The sequence below is a fragment of the Methylophaga sp. UBA4204 genome (genome assembly GCF_002379485.1).
Lineage (GTDB): Bacteria > Pseudomonadota > Gammaproteobacteria > Nitrosococcales > Methylophagaceae > Methylophaga.
This window is the reverse complement of record NZ_DFTU01000037.1, coordinates 78836-81259: the sequence shown is the minus strand read 5'-3', so window position 1 is coordinate 81259 and position 2424 is coordinate 78836. Positions and strand designations below refer to the sequence as shown.

The following is a 2424-nucleotide window of genomic DNA, read 5'->3' as shown; positions in this document are numbered from 1 at the left end:
TTGGACAATGGCGGCTAAAGCCATTAAACGGATCGGAAAGTAGCATCACATTATCCACATCAAGTGGATGTTGTCCGGTCTTTTCCTGGATAGCTAACAACAGCCCCAGATTTTCTTCATCGGTTTCCCGTTTCATTCGCAATGCAATCAGCATTACCGCCATTCGCACCGGATCCACTTCACCTGAGAGGATTTCCAGCATCGCTTCACGGCTTTCCTCAAGACTGAGATCTTTACTCAGATGGGGGCCGGTGGCGACTTTTTTGATGGCATCAGCAACTGCACTCATTTAATTAATCCACTGTATTAGGGTCGCTTCATCGACCACGTCAATCCCGAGAGATTGGGCTTTATTCAATTTGGAACCGGCATCTCTGCCCGCCACCACATAATCGGTTTTGGCAGAAACGCTGCCTGCTACTTTGGCACCTAACGCCAATAATTTTTCTTTGGCTTCACTACGAGACAAATTTTCTAAAGTGCCCGTCAGTACAATAGTTTTACCGGCCAACTCTGAATTGGCATACACCGGTTTTTCTTCCGGCCAATTGACCCCGGCTTCTAAAAGCCGCTGAATCACATCCAGATTGTGGGTTTGTCGGAAGAAAGTATAAATATGATGCGCAACTACTGGACCCACATCTTCAATTTCAATTAGCTCGTCTTCTTTAGCTGCCGTTAGTTTATCCAGATCAACAAAGTGTAAAGCGAGTGACCGGGCGGTTGCTTCACCGACTTCTCGAATACCTAATGCATATAAAAATCGTGCAAAACGGGTATTTTTAGCCTGTTCCAATGCATTCACCAGATTTTCGGCAGATTTTTCTCCCATACGTTCCAACGCTGAAAACTGTTCTTTGTTCAGATAAAACAAATCCGCTGGATCTTTAATCAGCTCAGCATCAACCAGTTGCTCAACCAGCTTATCGCCCAGCCCATCAATGTCCAATGCTTTGCGAGAAGCAAAATGTTTTATAGCTTCTTTGCGTTGTGCAGCACAGAATAGACCACCACTGCAACGCGCTACGGCTTCACCTTCTACCCGTTCAACCTCTGCCCCGCAAACTGGACAATGCTTTGGCATTACAAACTCGGTGGCATTGGCAGGACGCTTGTCTTTAACAACCTGAACGATTTCCGGAATCACGTCCCCTGCCCGGCGAATAATCACCGTATCGCCAATTCGTACATCCTTACGTCGGACTTCATCCTCATTATGCAGCGTGGCATTACTTACCGTAACACCACCGACAAAAACCGGTTGTAAACGTGCAACCGGGGTTAATGCACCGGTGCGGCCAACCTGAACTTCAATATCGACAACCTGAGTGCTTTCTTCCTGTGCCGGAAATTTATAGGCAATTGCCCAACGCGGTGCTCGTGAGACAAACCCCAAACGTTCCTGCAAACGGCTGTCATCGACTTTGAACACTACGCCATCAATTTCATAGGACAAACTGGCCCGACGCTCCCCAAGCCGATGCAGATACTCAAGGCATTCATCAACACCTTTCAATTGCTGGGTATCAGGAGAAACGGCTCCTCCCCATTCGCTGATGATCTGCATGGCTTCTGTATGGCTGGATGGACGTTCCATGCCTTGAAGTTCTCCAAGACCATAACAGAACAATGCTAACGGTCGACTCGCCGTTACTGAGGAATCGAGTTGTCTTAATGATCCTGCAGCAGCATTACGTGGGTTTACGAAAAGTTTTTCATTGTTGGCCAGGCGCTGTTGATTAAGCTTTTCAAAACCCGCTTTTGGCATATAGATTTCACCACGGATTTCAACTACTTGTGGAATATTCTTACCGTGAAGTTTCAATGGAACATTGCGGATGGTCCGAACATTTTCGGTGACATCTTCACCCACCGCACCATCTCCACGAGTGGCAGCCTGCAACAGTAAACCATTTTCATATCGAATACTGATGGCCAGACCATCCAGCTTGGGTTCAGCAGCATAAGTAATCACATCATCAGTATTAAGACGATCAAGAACACGCTGATTAAACGCTGTTAACTCGGCTTCATCAAACACGTTATCCAACGACAACATGGGCATCGCATGAGTCACTTGGGTAAATTTATCCAACGGAGCCGATCCCACCCGTTGTGTCGGTGAATCCGCAGTGATCAGTTCAGGATAATCGGCTTCGAGTTTTTTTAATTCAGCAAATAACCGATCATATTCGGCATCCGTTACCTCCGGATCATCCGCGCTGTAATACAGGAAGTTATAACGATTAATTAAGTCTCGAAGCTGTGCGGCTCGCTCGCTGATTTCAGGTGAAATCGTCATCAGATTTATTGCCTGCCTGCAAAGATAAATTTAATTCAAAGATTCGGTTACGCGCGGCTTCCAAATGTTTATCGGTAATCGGTTCACGTTTTTCGTCACAAAGGATGCCACCGAGATAGGCG

At 46.6% G+C, this 2424-nt stretch carries 1 protein-coding gene and 1 pseudogene; both read right to left on the bottom strand.

Translation table 11 applies throughout. The annotated features are described in order from the left end of the window. Nucleotides 1–289, bottom strand: a pseudogene (locus B3182_RS05465) (glycosyl transferase); the annotation flags it as partial. Then, the gene (gene ligA, locus B3182_RS05460; protein ID WP_292356858.1) at nucleotides 290–2302 is read right to left on the bottom strand and encodes an NAD-dependent DNA ligase LigA; all 2013 of its coding nucleotides are present in this window, start codon (nucleotides 2300–2302) and stop codon (nucleotides 290–292) included. It lies immediately after the preceding pseudogene. Between the last annotated feature and the right edge of the window lie 122 nt (nucleotides 2303–2424).